At 32.2% G+C, this 15,897-nt stretch carries 14 protein-coding genes; 8 read left to right on the top strand and 6 right to left on the bottom strand.

Annotated elements, in window-relative coordinates; translation table 11 throughout:
• Nucleotides 1-20 precede the first annotated feature (20 nt).
• The 8 genes from amrB to era all read left to right on the top strand — a co-directional run bounded on the left by amrB (nt 21) and on the right by era (nt 9,281).
• Nucleotides 21-803, top strand: a complete 783-nt coding sequence (amrB, locus tag BLS00_RS08665; RefSeq protein WP_218119807.1) for an AmmeMemoRadiSam system protein B — start codon at nt 21-23, stop codon at nt 801-803.
• A gap of 43 nt (nt 804-846) precedes the next feature.
• Nucleotides 847-1,188 (top strand): Asp23/Gls24 family envelope stress response protein, encoded by a 342-nt coding sequence (locus BLS00_RS08660; protein ID WP_091404930.1) that lies wholly within the window; start codon nt 847-849, stop codon nt 1,186-1,188.
• 17 nt (nt 1,189-1,205) lie between these two features.
• Nucleotides 1,206-2,870 (top strand): DAK2 domain-containing protein, encoded by a 1,665-nt coding sequence (locus BLS00_RS08655; RefSeq protein WP_091404928.1) that lies wholly within the window; start codon nt 1,206-1,208, stop codon nt 2,868-2,870.
• A 26-nt stretch (nt 2,871-2,896) separates the two neighbouring features.
• Nucleotides 2,897-3,757, top strand: coding sequence for a glycine--tRNA ligase subunit alpha (locus BLS00_RS08650; RefSeq protein WP_091404926.1), 861 nt, complete (start codon nt 2,897-2,899; stop codon nt 3,755-3,757).
• Nucleotides 3,750-5,786, top strand: coding sequence for a glycine--tRNA ligase subunit beta (gene glyS, locus BLS00_RS08645; protein WP_091404925.1), 2,037 nt, complete (start codon nt 3,750-3,752; stop codon nt 5,784-5,786). Before BLS00_RS08650 ends, glyS begins: the two co-directional genes overlap by 8 nt.
• An 11-nt stretch (nt 5,787-5,797) precedes the next feature.
• Complete coding sequence (locus BLS00_RS08640) at nt 5,798-6,742, top strand: hypothetical protein (RefSeq protein ID WP_091404923.1); 945 nt, start codon at nt 5,798-5,800, stop codon at nt 6,740-6,742.
• Nucleotides 6,743-6,769: 27 nt separating this feature from the next.
• Nucleotides 6,770-7,876, top strand: coding sequence for a TM0106 family RecB-like putative nuclease (locus BLS00_RS08635; RefSeq protein WP_091404921.1), 1,107 nt, complete (start codon nt 6,770-6,772; stop codon nt 7,874-7,876).
• 487 nt (nt 7,877-8,363) lie between these two features.
• Nucleotides 8,364-9,281, top strand: a complete 918-nt coding sequence (era, locus tag BLS00_RS08630) for a GTPase Era (RefSeq protein ID WP_091404919.1) — start codon at nt 8,364-8,366, stop codon at nt 9,279-9,281.
• A gap of 33 nt (nt 9,282-9,314) precedes the next feature.
• Here the strand turns inward: era and oraE are convergent, their stop codons facing one another.
• From oraE to BLS00_RS08600, 6 genes are all read right to left on the bottom strand, one after another.
• On the bottom strand, nt 9,315-11,501 hold the full coding sequence (gene oraE / locus BLS00_RS08625) for a D-ornithine 4,5-aminomutase subunit OraE (RefSeq protein WP_091404917.1): 2,187 nt from the start codon (nt 11,499-11,501) through the stop codon (nt 9,315-9,317).
• Nucleotides 11,498-11,869, bottom strand: a complete 372-nt coding sequence (locus BLS00_RS08620; RefSeq protein ID WP_091404916.1) for an ornithine aminomutase subunit alpha — start codon at nt 11,867-11,869, stop codon at nt 11,498-11,500. Before BLS00_RS08620 ends, oraE begins: the two co-directional genes overlap by 4 nt.
• 14 nt (nt 11,870-11,883) lie before the next feature.
• On the bottom strand, nt 11,884-13,287 hold the full coding sequence (ortB, locus tag BLS00_RS08615; protein WP_091404914.1) for a 2-amino-4-oxopentanoate thiolase subunit OrtB: 1,404 nt from the start codon (nt 13,285-13,287) through the stop codon (nt 11,884-11,886).
• Nucleotides 13,280-13,591, bottom strand: a complete 312-nt coding sequence (gene ortA, locus BLS00_RS08610) for a 2-amino-4-oxopentanoate thiolase subunit OrtA (RefSeq protein ID WP_091404912.1) — start codon at nt 13,589-13,591, stop codon at nt 13,280-13,282. Before ortA ends, ortB begins: the two co-directional genes overlap by 8 nt.
• A gap of 84 nt (nt 13,592-13,675) precedes the next feature.
• Nucleotides 13,676-14,692, bottom strand: coding sequence for a 2,4-diaminopentanoate dehydrogenase (gene ord, locus BLS00_RS08605; protein WP_091404910.1), 1,017 nt, complete (start codon nt 14,690-14,692; stop codon nt 13,676-13,678).
• 154 nt (nt 14,693-14,846) lie between these two features.
• Nucleotides 14,847-15,302, bottom strand: a complete 456-nt coding sequence (locus BLS00_RS08600) for a hypothetical protein (RefSeq protein ID WP_091404908.1) — start codon at nt 15,300-15,302, stop codon at nt 14,847-14,849.
• Nucleotides 15,303-15,897: the final 595 nt, after the last annotated feature.

The raw sequence follows: 15,897 nt of genomic DNA, 5'->3' as shown, positions 1-15,897 counted from the left end.
TTCTATGATTAGAAAACCCGTTGCTGCAGGAAGATTTTACCCAAGCTCAAAAAAAAGAACTACTTAGTTTAATTGAATTTTTGTTTGAGAAAAAACCAAAATCAAACAAAAATGATTATCAAAAAAGAGGTTTGATTTTACCTCACGCTGGTTATGTTTATTCTGGAAAAATAGCGGCCAGGGCAATAGAAAAGGTAAAAGGAAAACCAAAGAATATTTACATAATAGGTCCAAATCACACAGGTTTGGGAGAAGATATATCGATTATGGACAAGAGCGAATGGGCCACACCTCTTGGAAATGTTCCAATAAATAAAACTAAAGCAGACGAGCTATGCAATCTTTTGGGTATAGAACCAGATTATAAAGCTCATCTAAGTGAGCATTCAATTGAAGTGCAACTTCCACTTTTACAATATTGGTTTGAACAAGATATTAGAATCATTCCGATTGCAATGAAAGATCAATCAAAACATACGGCAAAAACTCTTGGAGAAATATTAGAGCAAGTTTCATCAAAAGAAGATTTAATCATTGCTTCTACTGATTTGAACCACTATGAAAGTCAAAAAACTACCGTTGAAAAAGATGAATTAATTATAGAAGATATAAAAAACAGAGACATAGAAAAACTGTATGAGCATATAATGAAAGAAAGAATTAGTATGTGTGGATATGGACCAACTTCCGTACTTCTTCAGCAAAATTTCAATAAAATTGAAATTGTTTCTCATTCAACAAGTGGAGAAACTTTGGATGAATACGAAACAGTAGTAGGTTATTTATCTGCAGTATTAGAATAGACCTGGAATATTCCAATAAAAAAATAGTGGAGGTGGAAAAGCCATGATTGTAGACACAGAATATGGCAAAGTTAACATTAAAGGCGATGTGGTAAGAGAAATAGTCTATAAAGCTGTTTTAGAGTCATATGGAACAGTTGAAATGGGAAAACAAGGTTTTTTTGACAAAATTGCAAGTCTTTGGGTAAAAGATGAGTCAAAGGGCATAACTGTTGAAGAGCAAGAAGATAAACTTTTAGTCAACCTTTATCTTGTTTTAGAATATGGTTTACCAATTAAAAAAGTGGCAGAAAACACACAAGAGAATGTTTATCATAGAATTAAAGCTATGCTTAATTATGATGATGTACTCGTCAACGTACATATTTCTGGGTTAAAGTTTTAAGAAAGGGTGATTATTAAATGAAAATGTATTTGGAAGGGAAAGATATATATATCGGCATCAAAAAAGCTGCACAAGTCTTAGTTAGCAACAAGGACGAAATAAATGCTTTAAATGTTTTCCCTGTTCCAGATGGAGACACTGGATCAAACATGTCTTCAGCAATGCTTGAAGCAGTTGAATGGTTAGACAAATTAAAAAACCATAACTCATCAAAAGATGTTTTAAAAAACCTTAGAGATGGTTTATTAATGGGCGCAAGAGGAAATTCCGGTGTTATTTTATCTCAAATATTTAGGGGTTTTACTGAATCATTGGAAACAAAAAGAAAAATCAAAACAACAGACTTTATAAATGCTCTTAAAAATGCAAAAGAAGTTGCTTATGGAGCAGTAATAAAACCTGTTGAAGGGACAATGTTAACACTAATCAGATTGTTAGCAGAAAGGGCAGAAGAAGAGCTATCTGAAATAAAGGACTTTTTAGAGTTCACAGAAAAGTTAGAAGCTATAGCTTTTGAAATTGTTGATGAAACTCCAAAATATCTCAAAAAGTTAAGAGAAGCTAACGTTGTTGACGCAGGAGCAAAAGGTTTAGCTTATATATTTAGAGGTATTAATCAATCCGTTCATGGTGATACAGACGTTAAAATTGAAGCCTTGGAGAAAGCAACTTCTAATGAATTAGCGAATATCGCTTATGAAGATATAACGTTTCAGTATTGTACAGAATGTGTCTTAAAATTAGATGAACCAGAAATATCGAAAAAAGAAATGGATAAAATTAGATCTTTTTTAGAAGAACATGGAGATTCAATTGTTCTTGTACATCAAAACGAATATTTAAAAACTCATGTTCACACAAACCATCCAGGAAGTGTTTTTGAAAAATTTTTGGAATACGGTGAACTTATGAAAATAAAAGTAGATAACATGAAACAACAACACAAACATGTTGTAGAAAATTTAGCACAGAAAGAAAACTCTGATGATGTAGTAAAATCAATTGAAGTAAAAGATAACGAAGATAAAAATTGGGGTGTAGTTGCTGTTTCACCTGGTGAAGGTATATCAAATGTATTAAAATCTTTGGGAGTCAACAGGGTTATTTCAGGTGGTCAAACTATGAACCCGAGTATAAAAGATATGACTGAAGCTGTAGAGAGTCTGCCATATGATAAAGTTGTTATTTTACCAAACAACCCAAATATCATTATGACGGCTGAAAAAGTGCAAGAAATGACAGAAAAAGATATTCTTGTAATACCAACAAAATATGTCCAAGAAGGCGTTTCTTCAATGCTTGGCTTTGATGATAATTTAGAAAAGGATGAACTGTTTGAATCGATGGATGAATATGTTAAATCTATTATTCCAATTCAGGTTACACACGCCACAAGAGATTCTGAAATTAACGGAGAAAAGATAAAAAAAGATGAATACCTAATATTCTCTGGGAAAGAATTGAAAGAACATGGCGAAGATATGTACGAAAAAACTCAAAAATTATTATTAGAATATCTTGAAGAAGGGTACGAAATAATCACTATTTTCTATGGAGAAGGCTCAGATAAAAATAAAATAGATGAAATGATAAATAATATTCTGGAAAAATATGAAGATGTTGAAGTAGAAATACATAACGGTGGACAAAAACATTACCCACTATTAATATCTCTTGAATAATGTTTTGATTATGGAGGTTAACTAAATTGCTTATACAAGATTTAATAATAAAACTACACCAATTCTGGGCTGAACAAGATTGCATTATAGAGGAACCTTATGATATGGAGATGGGTGCTGGCACCTATTCTCCTTCTACTTTTTTTGGAGCGTTGTCAAATGATGAGGTAAAAGTAGGTTATGTACAACCTTGTAGAAGGCCAACTGATGGTAGATATGGTGAAAATCCAAACAGGATGCAAAGGTTTTATCAATACCAGGTGATAATAAAACCATCTCCAGAAAATATACAAGATATATACATAGACTCTCTAAAGGCTTTGGGAATAAAACCAGAAGAGCACGATATAAGATTTGTTGAGGACAATTGGGAATCACCGACTCTTGGAGCTTGGGGAGTCGGATGGGAAGTTTGGCTAGACGGAATGGAAATAACCCAATTTACATACTTTCAACAAATGGGTGGAATTCCCCTTGATGAGATAACCGTTGAAATAACTTATGGTATAGAAAGGATAGCAATGTATCTCCAAGGTATTGAAAACGTGTACGATACAAAATGGAATGAAACCACTAAATATGGTCTCTTATACAAAGAAAATGAAAGGCAGTTTTCAATTTACAATTTTGATGAAGCTGATATAAAAATGTATGAATCTTTGTATAACTTATACAAAAGCGAATTTGAAAGACTAATAGAAAAAAACTTGTATTTACCAGCTTTTGATTTTTTAACAAAAACAGCCCACGCGTTCAACATGTTGGATGCGAGAAATGCTATTTCTGTAAGTGAAAGACAAAAATATATTCTCGACATAAGAAATATGTCCAGAAATGTTGCAAAAAAATACGTTGAAAGTGTTGATGGAGGCGGAAAAAATGAATAAAGCAATTTTTGAAATTGGAGTAGAAGAACTTCCATCAAGTGAATATAAAAACATAATCGATCAACTAAAAGAAAAATTAGGAAAAATTTTTAAAGATAATAGCTTGAAATACGAAAATATGAAAACTTTTATATCTCCAAGAAGATTTGGTGCTTTGATAGAAGGTTTCGCAGAAAAACAACCAGATATTACAGAAGAAAAAAAGGGACCGCCAAAGAACATAGCATTTGACAAAGAAGGCAATCCAACAAAGGCTTTTCAAGGTTTTTTGAAAGGGGCTGGGTTGACAGAAGATGATGTCAAATACAAAGAAATAAACGGTGCGGAATATGTTGTTGCAGAGATCTTCAAACCAGGGAAGTCTACCAAAGAGATTTTAGAAACAGAGATCCCAAAAATGCTGAAAGAAATGACTTTCAAAAAATCTATGAAATGGGGAAAGGGTGAGTTTGTATTTGTTAGGCCTGTTCATTGGATTATGTCTAAGTTCAACAATGAAGTTTTAAACATAAAGGCATTTGGAAAAGAAGCATCTAACGTATCCTTTGGTCACAGATTTTTTGGTGGAAAAATCACAGTAGAAACAATTGATGATTATTTCACAAAAATGAAAGAAAATTATGTAATAGTTGATTTGGAAGAAAGAAAACAGATTATTAGAGAGCAATTAGAAAAGATAAAATTAGAAAATAAATTAGATGTAGAAAAAGATGAAGCTTTGATAGAAGAAATTGCTGAGTTGACAGAATATCCCACAGCAGTAATAGGTGAATTCAAAGAAAAGTATATGAGTTTGCCTCAAGAAATAATCACTGTAACTGTAAAACACCATCAAAGAAGCTTTGTAGCCAAAGAAAACGGAAAAGTATCGAACAAATATGTTTCTTTCCAAGATGGTTATGGAAGAGAGAAAAATGTTGTTGATGGTTATTCAAGAGTTATCAACGCGAGGTTAGATGATGCTGCGTTTTATTATGAAGATGATTTAGAAACTGATTTAGATAAAAGGTTGAAAGAATTGTCTGGAGTAACTTACCATAAAGGGCTTGGTTCATATTTTGATAAAATAGAAAGAATGAGAGATTTGTCTTCTTATATTGGAGATAAGATAGGGTTAAAAAACTTAGAAAAAGTTAGAAGAGCTTCTTTATTATCTAAAATAGATTTGACTTCTAACGTAGTATATGAATTTCCTGAAATGCAGGGAATCATGGGAAGAATATACTTAGAAAAAAAAGGCGAACCAGAAGAAATATACATGGCAGCCTCAGAACATTACAGGCCTTTTGACGAAACTGATGATGTGCCAAAAAGTATAGAATCAAGCATTGTATCTTTATCAGATAAAGTAGATGACATAGTGGGATATTTCGGTATAGGGAAAATACCTTCAGGATCAAAAGACCCATTTGCTTTGAGAAGAAAGGCTTTTGGGGTAATAAAAATATTAATAGAAAATGAATGGGATTTGGATCTAAAAGCAATAATCAATGAATCATCAAAAATATTGAAATTAGAATATGATGAAGAAAAGATGGAAGAGTTCATATCGAGCAGACTTCATACTATATTATCGAAATCGGATATTAATTCAGAGGTAATTAATGCAGTTTTAATCAACTGGAATAGACCTATTAGGGCTTTCTTATCTGGAAAAGCTTTAAATGAGTTTATAAACGATGAAAATTTTAAACAATTTATTACAGCCTTTCAAAGGGTTAACAACATTTCTAAAAATCATAACAGTACAGAATATTCAGGAAGAAATTTTAAGGAAGAAGCTGAAAAAGATCTTTTTGAAAAATACCTCGATGTAAAACCGAAATTCGAAAAATCTATCAAAACTATGAATTATAAACAGGCAATTAATGATTTAATAGAATTAAAATCATCTATAGATAAATATTTTGATGATGTTTTTGTTATGGATAAACACGAAGATATCAGACTCAACAGGTTGGGTTTTTTGAAAGAATTAGCCAATCTATTCTATGAAATAGGAGATGTTGCACGTCTATATCAAGGTTAAGGGGGCTAAATATGAAACTTGAGAATATTATTAATGATTATGATAACTTGGATTCAGGGGTTTACGACTTTATTGTAGAAGAAGATTTGAAAGAAATAACTTTTCCTTCTATTATTCTTTTGAAGGGTGAATCAAAAGAATTTGGAAAAGGCGAAGTTGTTTTAGCAGATTATGATAGAGCTCTTGAAATATGGGCTTCTGAAGTAATGGAAAAAGATATAACTCTCGAATTTGAAGATAACAAATTGTCTTATAATATTGAAAAATTAGATCTTCCGACAAACTGGGAAGATTTTATGGATTATGCTCATTTTTTTATGGAAAGTGGAGAACTTGATATACTGTCTTACAACTTTGAGAATAGAAAAGAAGTCCACTCTATAAACATTCAAAAATATGAAGAAGCCATTAAAAATATGAGTTTAATAAAATCAGAAATACCAGACTTGTTGACCTCTAAAGAAAATATTTTTACAGTATCAGTTTTAAACTCAGGTAAAATGCTCATATTCGGTATAGACACGAATGAGTATGTAAAAATGGCTAACAAATTGAACAATTCATATGAAAAAAAGTATTTATGGTTGATTTTAAAAATCATTTTGAAAGAAAAACTTTTGAATCACTTTAAAACCTATAATCCTGCATTAGTTTCGCAAGGTTTAATGGGAGTGTTTATAGAGTCTCTTGGAGAATCAGATTTTAAAAGACTTTTAAAGACGATAAAATTGAAATTATATATAAAAGAAGAACAAGTTTGGGAATTATATGAGAAAAATCGATTTTTGATTAAATATATTACTGGTTTAAAAGAAACTGGTAAAAAAATAAATGCTGATGGAGAAGAAAAGAATCTCTGGAACGCTTTAGAAGATATTCTTTTAGATATCATCGTTAATGGTGATAACCAGATAGAAGAATTAAAAAAAGTAGCAAGAAATTTACATGTATTATAATTTATATGTTTAGAAAAGGTGTGTTGCATGGATATACTTTATTTGGAAAATTTGAAACAATGTCCTGATTTTGTGGAAACTTTTAAAAGACCTGGTAAATATTTTAAGGTAAATATAGAAGGGATGGAACTCGAAGCAAATTATGAAAGCTACAAAGATAACATCATCCACATTGTCAGAACGGGTAATAATTTGAGGTTTTACCACTGGATACACGCTTATTTAGCCTACAAATATTTTACCGATCAAGGAAAACAGGTTGAGGGATTCATGATAGAGCTTGTAGATGGGAAGAAAGAAAATATAAATTTAGATAGACTTGTCATAAGAGAACCGAATATATTAAAAGAATTGAGAAAACTGAAAAAAGGATATAGAAATCCTGGTTCTCATTGTAGGTTTTGTAAAATAAAAACCGAATGCCACAAAGAATTGCTAAAAAAAGGTGATTTAACGGTTATTCCATCGATTAGCGAAAAGGTTTTAAAGGATTTTGAAAAGATGAATGTAGATCCTCTTGAAGTTATTAACAATAGAGAGGAAATAGATGGTTTTAGATCATTTCAAAGAAAAGCTCTATTCAACATGAAATCTGTTTTTGAAGATAAAACTTTAAAATTAAATGAAATAAACCTACCTGATGATTACATAGTTTTTGATGTGGAAACCTATGATAATCATGATTTTCTTTTTGGATTTTTGGATAATGATGAATATATTCCGTTTTTCTTTGAAGATGAGAACAAGAATGATTTTGAAGAAATGATAGAATATTTGGACAACAGAAATAAGAAATTAGTTCATTACGACGTTCATGATACAAAAGCCTTGAGAAAAATATCTAAATTCAGACCAGAATTGAAATCAAAAATAGATAAAATCTTGGAAGATTCTCTAGACCTATTTGATGTAATCCTCAAAGATTTTTCATTTCCTGTTACTTCTTATTCTTTGAAAGATATAAGTAAGTATTTTGGGTTTGAATGGAGAACTGATTTAAATGGATTTGCAGTTTTAACAGTTTATCAGAGGTATTTGAAAGGCGATAAATCTGTTATGCAAAAGATATATGATTATAATGAAGATGATTGTAGAGCAACAAGGCATGTTCTTGAAGCGTTAAAAAAATTCTGAAAAATCAGATATTTTGGTTGGAAGAGTAGGAATCGCTTAGCGATTCCTGTTGTTAGATGCTGGTTGTTAGTTGTTTGTAACATATTTTGGAAAATATTGCGTATGTCACCTTGAGCTTGTCGAAAGGTCTCTTCAGTAAATTTGCCAAGCAAATTGATAGAGTTTTATATTCTTCGACTCCAAAAAACCGTCGCTCAGAATGACAAATCGTAATGTCACCCTAAACTTGCCAAAGGGTCTAGCTTTCCATCCTCCAACTAACAACAAGATAAATTGCAAAACAATTTATCTTATAAGAGCATGCAATTTTTTTAACGTATTTTCAGCGTTCTTTCAGATAAATTTTGTGCAATAATTTTCAATAGTTCATCGCTTCTATTTATTATTTTAACTGAATAAACATCTAAAATAGATAAAAAACAACAACCAACAACAAGAAACCAACAAATAAAATGCAGAGCATTTTATGTTAAAAAGGAGTCATTTAATGGAAAATAAGGAAAATTATAAGAGTGGTTTTATTTCTATGGCTGGGAAGCCAAACGTTGGGAAATCTACACTGATAAACTCTTTAGTTCATCAAAAAATAGTTATAACATCAGACAAACCACAAACCACAAGAAACAGCATAAATGTTATCTTGACTGAAGAAGATGCTCAAATGGTTTTTGTTGATACCCCGGGCATTCACAAACCTTTGCATAAATTGGGCAAATATATGGTTAATATAGCAATAGGAGCCTTACGTGGTGTAGATTTGATACTGTTTGTATTAGATCCTACTGATGGAATAAGAAACTCAGATAGAAGGGTTGCAAAAATTGTTGCAGAATCTAATATACCAACTCTTTTAATAATAAATAAAAGAGATAAGATCAAAAATATGCAAATTTATAACAGAGAAATAACTGAAATAAAAGAATCTTTGCCAAATTTGAAAGGCTATTTAGAAACATCTGCAGTTACCGGATATAACCTTGCAGAACTAAAAGCAATGGTGAAAGAACAACTTCCACAAGGCCCTCAATATTATCCTGAAGATGTTATTTCGGATAAGCCTTCAAGGTTTATAGTTTCTGAACTTATAAGAGAAAAGATATTCCAATTAACAAGGGAAGAAATCCCACATTCAACAGGGGTTGTCGTGGAAGATTTTAAAGTCAGGGACAACGGAATGCTTTATATAAGGGCGGATATTTATATAGAAAAAGATTCTCAAAAACCAATTATCATAGGTAAAAAAGGTATGATGATCAAAAAAATTGGTCAACTTGCCAGAAAAGATATAGAAGAACTTTTTGAGAAAAAGGCATATGTAGAACTTTTTGTAAAAGTAAGAAAAAATTGGAGAGAAAATGAAAATCTTATAAGAAATACAATGGATTTCAAACAAGAAGGACAATAATAAAATCCGGGCTTTTGAGCCCGGATTTTTTAATTAATCTAAATTTTTCGCAAGATATGTAGCAACGTGTAGACCTTTTGTTCCCCTTCCAAATCCGGCATCCATACCGTTTGCCTTTGCCATATCGTTGTTGATTTGCGTTCCACCGACAATTATCTTAACTTTGTCTCTTATTCCTTTTTCAATAGCCAATTCGTGTAATTTTTTCATACTTTCAATGTGTATATCGTTATGTGTAACTATCATAGAAGCCAATATAGCGTCTGCTCCGATTTCAATGGCTGCATCTATCATTTTTTCTGGTGGTACAGATGTTCCAAGATATGTGTATTTAACACCATATTTTTCAATTCCGCCGTGTTTTATATCCAATATTTCTCTTAAGCCAACGTTATGTTCGTCATTTCCAACTGTACCAGCTACCACTTTTACTTTTCTGTTTTTGAAGTATTCAAAAAGTTCTTCTGGTTCCATAACATCTGGTTTTTTTGGAAGTGTTAATTCATCTCTTTTTACAAAGAATGGAACTTTGGCTTTTATTTCAACATATGTTCCTTCGCTTGGGTGTAAAACTGTTTTAGATATAACTTGAGGATCTTCAAGGTTCATTTTTTTACATATTTCAAGGGCCGCAGCTTCTGCATATTCTGGTGTATCAGGTATAGTCATATCAATTTGAATAACACCATCGTGACTCCATTCTACTTCTGGTTTTATTAATCCTTTTTTCTTATTTTCTCTGTAATTAGACATTCTTTGTTCAACATTATCTGTTTCATCAAGTTCGTCTATGTACTGAATCTTGTCTGGATTGTGTAGTGTACAACCACCGATTAAATCACAAACTTTGTCATATTCTTCATCTTTGGGAAGGTTGTTATAACCAAAATGATTGCAAACAGGGGCCATGTAGTCTTCATCCCTTGGAACAACAGATCCAGCTCCTATTCCGCCGTCTTTTGGCCTTGCAATACCGTCTCCCTGTCTTTCTGGATAATAGCCGTTGTCAACAAACATGCCATCTTCAACAGCTTCAAAATATCCACCTTTTTCAATAATTTCTTCGAGCATTAAAATAGCTCTCATTTTTAAATCTCTTATTTGTGGTCTTACTTTTTCTTCATTTATTTGAACGTATTCTTTTATGTCATCAAGTGAAACCATTGTATGTTTTGCAGTTTCAACACCTCTGATTGAGTTTATATGCCAGGGGACGTTTCTTCCTTCATCGGGTGTTATTGTTGATTGTATATCAGCTGATGTTAGTTTGGATAATACTGTGTTTAAAACATGAACTCTTGTAGCATCAAACAAATCAGATTCTATGTATCTCGTGTTCATTTGAGCTCTGAATTTGTAATCTTTGAATACTTCTCTCAATGTCATTGCATATATCAAATTCATTCTGAATTCTGGAGAAGGAACAGTTGTAGGAGGAACGGTTGAAAGAGCTATATTTTCTTTCTTCATTCCTGCTTTTACAGAATATAATGAGTTAATGCCATGCTGAACTAAAAGCTCAGGCATAACGTTCCATGCTTTTTTTGCTGATGCATTTGCATTATGTGCACCATCAATTTGAAGCATTCCTTCTTCAGCCATTATGTGTTTTGCAACAGCTGCATCTACAAATGATCTTATAGGATTAATTCCTCTGTATAAAACGTTGTATTGGGGATCTTGGTGAGCCGCGTTTACTCCTTCTTCGGCGAATAAAACAGCGATTTCAGGCCCGGCAACTCCAGAAACGTATGAATGGAAATTTATTGGTCTTCCAACTTCGTCTTCTATGAGGTCACAAGCTTTTCTTGATGCTCTCAATTGTTTTCTGGTTATAGGTATTCCACCAATTCCTTCTGGAGTACCTTCAATTAAACTATCGATATGACTTTGACCAAGGGTTCTTATAACCATAATGTGGTCTGCGCCGTGCCAGGCTGCCATTCTCATTCTTCTGATGTCTTCTTCAAATCTTCCAGAAGCTATTTCAGAAGTTATTACAGCATCTGGTTGGGGGTCTATATTTCCAAAATAATGTGCAGTTGGAAGTGGTATAGAATTTTTCAAATCTTCTGATATATCATAAAATTCAAAATCACCTTTTTTTGTTCCAGGAGGTAGTTTTTTTCTCCAAGTCCAACCTTTTCTTCTTGGCCTGTATTTATCTAAGTCTTTCAAGATGTTATCTATGTCTAAATTTTTATTAGGGTCTAATTTCATACGTTTTCACCACCTTTGAAAATTCTATCAACTTCATCCCAAAGTTGGCCATCAACCATTTTTTCTCCGGCTTCTTTTACTGATATATTGTTTTCTTTAGCAACTTTCCACACAATGTGTCCAGCACCTTTTGAAAGTAAGTTTTTTTCAAATATTTTATTTACCAATTCTTTAGCTTGCATAGAATTGAACCCCATTCTCAATAGAACAGATCTTTCAATTGATTGAGAAGTGTTTTTAGATGCCATGTCGATCATTGGGTCTACCACTTTTTCCACCAGTTCCCAAAAGTAATTGTCCAACTGTTCATCTGTCATTTTTTGAAGTTTTTTTGATCTTACTTCAAAATCATCTTTTCTGGGTTCCATATATTCCCTCCTCTTTATTTAAATTCATTTATTATATTTTTGATTTCTTTCACTGTACTTCTTGTGTCTTTGGCTATAAATTCCAGCTCTTTTTGAGTGAATTTTTCTTTTTTATCTCTTTTCAGTAATTGTTTTACATATGATTTTTTCATATCCTCTATTTCAAATTCCATATAACTTATTTGTGAAGGATGTTCGGGTATGACTATTTTTTTACCAGGTTCATTTTCTTTTGGGTCGCCTTTTTTAACTTCTACGCCATTTTCTTTTGCAAAGGTTAATTGTGCAGACGGTAGTTTACCCGCTCCGGTATACTCTGTTTCATTAACTACAATTACTTGGTCTTCGTCCATTTCTTGAGCCAAAGCAAAAGCAGCGGTTAAAGAGGTATTTCCTGCAGGTCCTCTTTGCATTCCTTCTAAATTAGCAAGCGCTTCTGTCATATAGAATACTTCCCCTTGAGTTACAAGCAAGTATCTATCCATGTATCTAAGTACTCTTGCGGCATTTCTTGGGACGTCTGATCTATCTGGATAAACTGCAAATGGAATACCAAAACCTGTGTGACCAGTTGTAAATGATTTTTTATTAAAATCTATATCTGATGCCATATGAAGTCCTCTTAAATCCACACTGGCACCAATTACCTTTGTGTTTTTTGCTCCAGCTTTTAAAAGCCCTCTTGCTGTTCCTGTTGTTATTCCTCCTCCTGCGTGGGTGCTGATTACAGCGTCTGGGAATTTACCTGTCATTTCTCTTGTTTGATGAGCTATTTCCCAGCCAAGAGTTTCAACTCCTGCAATAGCAAAAGGGGTGTATAAGGAAGCGTTAAAATAATCGGTCTCTTCTAAAAGCATTAGAAAATAATAAAATAGTTCTGGTCCAACTGTAATTTGAACAACTTCAGCTCCGTAAGCTTCACAAGCTCTTGCTTTTTCAAGTATTTCAGGCTGTCCAATTCCTCTTGAATCCTGACATTCTTGAACTATGATTGCTCTCAATCCTTTTTTTGCAGCTTGTGAAGCAACTGCTGCCCCATAGTTCCCGCTAGTTGCGGCCATTATACCTTTATACCCCATTTCTTTTGCTCTGTGAGCAGAAACAGAAGCTCTTCTATCTTTATATGAACCTGAAGGGTTTTTTTCTTCATCTTTTATAAAAATTCTTGCCCCTTTTCCCTTTGGGGATAGTTTTTTTATCAAAGCGTTTATGTTTTTAAGTTCTACCAAAGGGGTATTTCCAACGCCGGTTTCAAGTTGTAATTCTCTTACTTGCTCGAGATTGTATCCGGCATCTTCCATCATTTTTTCGTAATCAAAGGCCAGTCCTTCGACTTCATATTTTGAATAATCTACACCTACTGATTTTTTCATTATTTCGTTTTTTCTGTTCATTACTGAATTGTATGATTTATCCATTGTTTTCACCTTCTTCGAGAATTTCCCAAAGATTGTTACCAATTTGAAGTAATTCTGGAATAGGTTTTCCAAAATTATGTTCATAAATTGGATTGATTTCTTTTAGAGTTCCTTCGACAATTCTTCCAACATTTGTTTTTATTTTTACAGTATCTCCAATATTGGCTTTTTCATCTTCCAAAAATCCTTTGATTCTTATTTCAAGAGGCACTTTTTTTGTCTCTTCTGGTAAATGTTCAGCTCTTTCTCCAGGTTCAAGGGCGACAAAATGTATTTGAACCCAATCTCCTTTTTTAGCTGTCATTTTAACACCTCCAAAAAATAAAGTATTATTCTTATTCACAAAAAACCCACCCAGCGAAAATAGGGTGGGTAATTTATTAAATTTTTAGTATAATTCACCAATTAAAGCTCTTGGTACTGGTAAATCTGACATGGTCATTAAGCCTTCTGGCCCTTCTATAACAGCTGGAATCATATTTGTTGCAATTGCCATAGTACCTTTTCCTCCAGGTATTTCTGGTTTAATAGCTAATGAAAGATCTGGATTACCTTTAATCCAAATATAGTCTCCTGTATCTACCTCTTCCAATTCAGGTAAAACCTGTTGTGGATGTTCTAATTCAATCATGAGTTCGTCATTCATATATGCTTTTGCAATATGCCTACAACCTGCAACCATTCCAGGTTCCACTTTTACATATTTAGTTTTTCTTGATACGTTTGAAACTATAGGTTCTCTTGTTTGTTCAATTCTGTCTATATTCCAACCCATTGCTTCAGCAATCATATATATTGATTCTTCAAATCCAATATGACCAACTATTGTTCCATCTTCTATTCCTTTTTCGAATTCTTCTACAGTTGTTCCTACACCTTGTGTTTCCATAACTGTAGGGCCAAAAGGAGATAAATCATTTATTCTGGCAGCTTTGATACTTTTAACGTTTAACGCTGCACCAGTCAATGCAATAATCAAAGTATCTAAAACAAAGCCAGGATTAACACCAGTTCCCAAAACTGTTACACCGTGTCTTCTTGCTAAATTATCTATTTCTTCTGCTGCTTCTGGATGTGTGTGGAAAGGATGAGACATTTCTTCTGCTATGGTTAGAACGTTTACGTTTTTCTTTATCACTGATAAAATTTGATCTTTCACAACATCTACAAAAGAATGAGTTGCAATTACAACTAAGTCTGGATTTGTTTCATCTATCATTTCCATTGGATTATCATATACTTTAACGTCGACTTTTTCAAGACCTAACAATTCTCCGACATCTTTGCCTGTATATTCTCTTCTCATATCATGAACTCCAACCAGGTTAAGTTCATATTTACTTAAAATGCTTCTCGCAATACCGCTTCCCATTGCTCCAAAACCCCATAAGGCTACCCTGTACATTTTTCATTCCTCCTTTATTTTTTGAAAATTTTTTCATATAATACAATAATACAACTAAAAGTAAATTTTTCCCAATATAGAATCGAGTATTTTAAATAAGAATAAGCCATATAATCGCTTTATATAGCGGTTATATGGCTTTAATTTCAATTGGTTAATTATTAATAAATCCATTCTTTAATAAATAATATTTTGAGATTTCTTTAATTCTTTCATCTTCACTTAATGTTTTGATAATTTCTTCAAAACCATCATTGGATAAGTTTTGAAAGTTTATTAGATCAATAAACCCAGCTTTTTCGGGCCCTATATTTACGTAAATTCTCGCGTAACCAAATTTTTCCCATAGATTTAAGTTTATCAAAAAATCATCAGCCACTTCTTTTATGAGGTTGTCTATTTTAATAGTTCTTTTTTCTATGATATCTTTTGAAGTCAATATCATTTTTAGAATTTCTATTAAAAAATCTTCTCCATGCTCTTTAGTTATAAGATCGTTTCTGAAATAAGTGTTGTCTTCATCAAAATCTAAAAACGTTCCTTCATCGTCCAAAACGGCATATGACGGAACTATGGTGAAATTAGTTGTTATATTCAGAATTTCTTTCAAATCATCTATACTTTTAAATTCTTTTCTGAATTTGTTTACACCTTCATTCTCGTAGAATTCAAAACCTTGTTGCCCTAAAAATTCAACCTGGTTATCTGATAAATCATCTAAATAATAAGCTATATAAATTTTGATTATAAAACCCCCTTAGTAAAATCACAAAGTGATTTTGGTTGTTAGTTGATAGTTGGATGTTGGAAGATAGTGAGAATTTGTAAAACAAATTCTCGGTTGTTAGTTTTTGGTTGTTAGTTGTTAGAAAAATATAAAATCAAGATTAATATAAAAAAGACTTTAACCAAAATTCTACTATGTGTCAGAATCTAATCAATCAATTTTCAAAGAAAATTTATTAGTAAAACCAATTACGAAATATAAAAATTCAAAGTAGGTCGTTTTTTAACCCTCGTTCAACAATAAAATTGATGTACAGCTCATATTATCCATCCGTGGATAAATTCGCATGAAAAACATCCGTGTTTTTCAACATCAATTTTTATATTGTTTCACTCAGTAAAACTCCAATACTTTTCTTTTTTATATTTCTTCATTATTAATAAAATGTTGAAAATATTTACGTATGTCATGCTGAGCG

The organism is Geotoga petraea (assembly GCF_900102615.1).
Lineage (GTDB): Bacteria > Thermotogota > Thermotogae > Petrotogales > Petrotogaceae > Geotoga > Geotoga petraea.
Note: the sequence above shows the minus strand (reverse complement) of the source record. Positions and strands in the feature narration are given on the sequence as shown.

What these genes read in the sequence shown, in the direction of transcription:
- BLS00_RS08640 (WP_091404923.1), top strand. Translation starts at nt 5,798, where the DNA reads ATGAAACTTGAGAATATTATTAATGATTATGATAACTTGGATTCAGGG.
- era (WP_091404919.1), top strand. Translation starts at nt 8,364, where the DNA reads ATGGAAAATAAGGAAAATTATAAGAGTGGTTTTATTTCTATGGCTGGG.
- ortB (WP_091404914.1), bottom strand. Translation starts at nt 13,287, where the DNA reads ATGGATAAATCATACAATTCAGTAATGAACAGAAAAAACGAAATAATG.
- glyS (WP_091404925.1), top strand. Translation starts at nt 3,750, where the DNA reads ATGAATAAAGCAATTTTTGAAATTGGAGTAGAAGAACTTCCATCAAGT.
- BLS00_RS08620 (WP_091404916.1), bottom strand. Translation starts at nt 11,869, where the DNA reads ATGGAACCCAGAAAAGATGATTTTGAAGTAAGATCAAAAAAACTTCAA.
- ord (WP_091404910.1), bottom strand. Translation starts at nt 14,692, where the DNA reads ATGTACAGGGTAGCCTTATGGGGTTTTGGAGCAATGGGAAGCGGTATT.
- BLS00_RS08655 (WP_091404928.1), top strand. Translation starts at nt 1,206, where the DNA reads ATGAAAATGTATTTGGAAGGGAAAGATATATATATCGGCATCAAAAAA.
- BLS00_RS08635 (WP_091404921.1), top strand. Translation starts at nt 6,770, where the DNA reads ATGGATATACTTTATTTGGAAAATTTGAAACAATGTCCTGATTTTGTG.
- ortA (WP_091404912.1), bottom strand. Translation starts at nt 13,591, where the DNA reads ATGACAGCTAAAAAAGGAGATTGGGTTCAAATACATTTTGTCGCCCTT.
- oraE (WP_091404917.1), bottom strand. Translation starts at nt 11,501, where the DNA reads ATGAAATTAGACCCTAATAAAAATTTAGACATAGATAACATCTTGAAA.
- BLS00_RS08660 (WP_091404930.1), top strand. Translation starts at nt 847, where the DNA reads ATGATTGTAGACACAGAATATGGCAAAGTTAACATTAAAGGCGATGTG.